The sequence below is a fragment of the Nostoc sp. 'Peltigera membranacea cyanobiont' 232 genome, from assembly GCF_002245985.1.
Lineage (GTDB): Bacteria > Cyanobacteriota > Cyanobacteriia > Cyanobacteriales > Nostocaceae > Nostoc.
The window spans coordinates 1-4444 of the sequence record NZ_NOLK01000296.1 but is presented as its reverse complement, the minus strand read 5'-3'; the positions used below and the strand labels follow the sequence as shown (position 1 = coordinate 4444).

At 42.5% G+C, this 4444-nt stretch carries 3 protein-coding genes and 1 pseudogene; 1 reads left to right on the top strand and 3 read right to left on the bottom strand.

Features of this window, described 5'->3' with window-relative positions; all coding sequences use genetic code 11:
• Window positions 1–192: hypothetical protein (locus CDG79_RS39240; protein WP_223278637.1), on the bottom strand; the 192-nt coding region annotated here is incomplete at its 3' end.
• Window positions 193–695: 503 nt separating this feature from the next.
• Window positions 696–1226 (bottom strand): annotated as a pseudogene (locus tag CDG79_RS41840) (hypothetical protein); the annotation flags it as partial.
• 163 nt (window positions 1227–1389) lie between these two features.
• On the opposite strand from CDG79_RS41840, the gene CDG79_RS39225 reads away from it, so the two are divergent.
• Complete coding sequence (locus tag CDG79_RS39225) at window positions 1390–1743, top strand: four-helix bundle copper-binding protein (protein WP_094346877.1); 354 nt, start codon at window positions 1390–1392, stop codon at window positions 1741–1743.
• A gap of 219 nt (window positions 1744–1962) precedes the next feature.
• Here CDG79_RS39225 and CDG79_RS39220 read toward each other — a convergent pair whose 3' ends face one another.
• Window positions 1963–4188, bottom strand: coding sequence for a hypothetical protein (locus CDG79_RS39220; protein ID WP_094346876.1), 2226 nt, complete (start codon window positions 4186–4188; stop codon window positions 1963–1965).
• Window positions 4189–4444 lie beyond the last annotated feature (256 nt).

The following is a 4444-nucleotide window of genomic DNA, read 5'->3' as shown; positions in this document are numbered from 1 at the left end:
ATTGTTATCTGGTTCCCTAGATTCATCTATATCAGCATCAGCACGTAATACCTCAATGAGTTCATCGTAGAACACAGGTAATCCTCTTTCCATTTCGTCGCTCGAACTCATGGAATCACCAAGACGCACGATCTTTTTTGAACACAAGGTGAGAATTTCGTCACGTTCTGCTAAGAGAAATTCATGTAACATTATGAATGTTCTTAATTTTACACTTATTCTACCATCAGCAGATCGCTAGAACAGCGATCGCACCCACCCCGATCCACCCCAGAACAATTTCCCATACCCTCGCCGAGGCTAAGTATTTAACCCACATTCCGCACGTCATTTTATAGTATAAAAAGCAATACACAAATCTGGAAATAGTTACTGAATTATCCGAGTATAAATACTAAATCTCTATTATCACTATATATTTATCACTACCGAATTTCTTATAAGTGAGTAAAGCAAACGCACTGAAAAATAAAACTATCCATAAAATTGATTTGGAGCGCATATTTACCTTTGAATTTACAGCAAGCCAGTTCTTAAAAAGCGTGTTTCATTAAGGAGTATTAACTGGATCTAGAAATCAGGTTTGAATCTTGATAGCTATACTAAGCCTCTAAGCTTTGTTAACTAAGCTTTGGACTAATCTGGATTTTCATAAATCAAATAGGAATCCTATATACTCTTGTCAGTAGCAAAAATTAGCGCAAGGTAAAAAACTCTTCCGCCGCTGAAGGATGAATACCAATTGTTACATCAAAATCTTTTTTAGTGATACCTGTGCGAATAGCAAGTCCAAGACATTGAATAATTTCACCAGCATACTCACCGACCATATGAGCACCGAGTACCCTGTCTGATTTGCTATCAACTACTAATTTACGGCACTTCCGGCAGCTATGAGGATGTACCTCATAGCTGAAAGTGATGATAGGAGAGAGGCAGGGAGAAAAACTGTATTGCATAATAGCCGGAAGTGCTGTAATGAGAGTTTTCTGTTCCGGTTCAGCAATCGTGTCGAAAAGAGGTTGAAACCTTTGGGAATAGCAGCGTATTGATTCTCCAAATTTTTCGCGTGCTTTAGCTTCGGTCAAGCCAACCGTAGCCGCTTCCGGTCGAGAAGAAAGTGCTGAGGGAATACACTCTAAATTCACAGTTCGGGGCTGATTACCAAACACAGTATCGGCAAAGGCACGACCTGTGGCAATGGCGACAGGAGTCCAATGGGGACGAATTCAAATGAAATCAGCATGAAATTTCCTGATGTCATTAGTAATAAATATTTCTTGTGCCATTAGGTAGACGCAAGCAGATTAGTTATTTTTTAATGTAAGCACGAAGAGGCATAAATACTGCCTCATGTGAAATTGACGACTTGAAATCGGAGGTATAATTATGACGACAACTCAATCTCACCAATCCTTGCTTGAAAGTTGCATAGAGGCTTGCTTTGATTGCCTGCGCGAGTGTGAAAACTGTGCTGATGCCTGTTTAAGTGGCAACATGGTACAAATGATGGCTCAATGCATTAAGTTGTGCCGAGACTGTGCTGATACTTGCGCTCTGTGTGCCCGTTTTATGTCTCGCAATTCGGCTCTCCATGCTCAATTATGTGGAGTCTGTGCTGAAGCTTGCGATCGCTGTGCCAGTGAATGTGAAAAACACGATAGCGACCACTGTAAACGCTGTGCTGTGTCTTGCCGTCGTTGCGCCGAGTCTTGCCACCAAATGGCTACAGCTATGGCGTAAGTATCTGTAATCGCTGACTGCTGGATTGCAAAATAATTATCAGATATAATACACCATGTATTACGTAGATGATTGGCTTGACTTTACCTCGTAATACATGGGATTTCTCAGAACCACTACCGAGTATTACACGGTATGAGCAGGAGATAGAGAAGCGATTAGCACAGCTACGCCCGTGAGTAGCATTGGAACAGGAATAGAATGTATGCCATTCAGGCATCACCTCTCACTTTCTTGAAACGCCAACTCCAACGAAAACGGTAGACACCCAGGATTGACAGTTGCCCACTCGTTGGCTTCTGCAATTAGAGTTTTGTTACCCGAATCGAGATAAAATTGCATTTTGGCACTCTGCTCCAAACGTTCACGTTCTCTGCCTCCAATCAAGCGTCGCGCAATCAGGCAGTACTCTCTAGCTACACGCTTGGCGTAGGATGCTGCTTGGAGTCGCAACTTAGTCAGATTCTTCAGTTCTGACAAAGCGAGAGTTGTTGCTGGATCGCTTGAATGTGTACTTTGCTCACTAACTTCGGCTTTTTGTGACATTTCAGGCGGCACAATTGCAGATGTAGGCGCAGTAGGCGGAATACTGACAGAATTGATTAATAAGTTTTTGTTATTGCAATTTTCAGCCGCGCTGGGGGTAGAGAGGTATTTAAAATCCTTATATGAAGTAATTTTATTAACATTTTCAGCTAGTTGTATAATATTTGGAGAAACTAATGAATTATCAGAATTATTGACACCTGAAGTTAAAGACAAATCCTCTGGTTGCAATAAATTCAATTCTTCGGAATTAATATTAATTTCCTCAAATTCATCTTGTACCTGTAGTACAAATAATTCTCCTTCAGACTCAGCAACTTCTTCAAAACTTGCTAATGCCAACTGCCCTGTAGGGGCATCGGCAGCAGAAGGTAAGCAGTTACAAAAAACCTTCATATAGAAAGAATGACCGTCATTTTCCTTTTGGTAAGGGTTTTCAGCACTCTGTTTTACAAATAAGTTTTGAAAGCTATTAAATTGCCCGTCATTTGTTGATTTATAAGGGTTTGAGCTATTTTCTGTCCAAGGGTCTAAGATGTAGCGCGTAGGATGCCACAAATGCAAGTGCTTTTGTAATGTCTCTTGTGAGATAGTTTTGTGAAAACGGCGTTTGTATTCAGCACGTATTGCTTTCCCCCGTTCAGTAGCCCCTGCTGGCAACCCACTATCCCACTCTATTGCCCTTACTACTATCTGGATGCGTTTTTGGGCTTTTTGGCTGCGTTCCCAGTTCTGTTGCTTACGACGGTCAAATGGGATTACGTTATCTTTGGGTTTATGGATGCTGCTAATGCCTGCTATGGCTTCTGCAAATGTGTTGGCGAATGTACCCAATAGCCGTTCGGGATAACTAATATAGGCGCTGTACCATTTGTTGCGAATTGTGGATTCTACCCAATGCCGCACTCTAGCTTCGATTTCGTGCTGGTGTCGGCAATATTGGCTGTAGCCAGGGGCGTTAATTGCGGTAGTAAGGCAAAATTCAACTAATTTATCACTCTCTAAGTCTAAAAAGACGATTCCGTAGCCTACGAAGATTTGTAGGAGGGTGTTTGTTTGTCCTTTTCCTGTCCAGCCTGTGGTGATGATTTCTTCCCAGTTGGCACGCCACTGTACAACGTCAGCAGATTCTTGCTTGCGATATCTCTCCCGTGAAATTTGTTTTTTGGCTTTGTTCGCTACCCGTTTTAGTTTGGTTAAATCTTGCCGACTGGCCGCGCGATCGCAATAGTCGAGGAAGATAGAAACTGAGTCACTAATAGCTTGCAGGTCGTCATTAAGTAAAAATGACCCGCTACCCGGTTGCATGGGGCAACGGATAGCTTTGTAGTTGGTTATTTGTTTGGCACTATATGGTTTGGTGTTGGGGAAGATTTCTAGGTGTCCTTGGCGCAGGATAAAACCTGCATTTCTCAAGGTAATCTCTAGGGCGCAGGCTAGGGGAAAGGTGGGTAGGGGAGATGTAAAGCTTAGGATAAGGTGATAGCCACCACTAAAGCTGGACTGGAGGATGATGATATCGACTATGCCGATGTCCTCTAGCGCTGCTTTGATCCGATTTATGGATTCAATGTTATGGTAGTCGCCAAAAAAGTCTAAATCGATTGTGGCGTAACGAGTTGTGTCGTTAAAGCGCAGACCTACTAGTTTCGACTTGTCTTGGTGCAGGTTCCACAGTTGGGAGGGTTGGAGGTAATAATCGATGGTACGCCATGCTGGTTTTGCACCTTCTACTAAAGAAGGGGCAACAATCGCCCCAAATGGATGCCAAAAGCGCTCTACGTAGCGTTTGCCCACGGATTCTGCGGGCAGGTGGGGTTTGATTTTCTTTTTTGAAGGCTGTGAAAGGCTTAATTGGGGCTTGTTCTCGACATCTGAAGAGAAATTTTCTTGGTACATGAGTGACCGTCCTGATGATTTTTGTGCATCAGGTAGTCTCGCTGTTGGTCAAAATGTGTTAGCCTAAATTTGAAATTTTTTATTTTGAAGCGGTTGGTTATCCGCTTGTTGGAGGCGACTGGTAATCGCCTCGTGGTTGAAAGCAAACAAAGGTTTATACTTGTTTAGGCTTAGACATACGTAGGCTTAGGCTAAGATTTAGTCCAACACGCTTCACCAACAACAATGCGACTACCCAACTTTTTTTTGGTAATTA

Bases quoted from the DNA above. Each gene is read 5' to 3' on its own strand.
- CDG79_RS39220 (WP_094346876.1), bottom strand. From the start codon at position 4,188: ATGTACCAAGAAAATTTCTCTTCAGATGTCGAGAACAAGCCCCAATTA.
- CDG79_RS39225 (WP_094346877.1), top strand. From the start codon at position 1,390: ATGACGACAACTCAATCTCACCAATCCTTGCTTGAAAGTTGCATAGAG.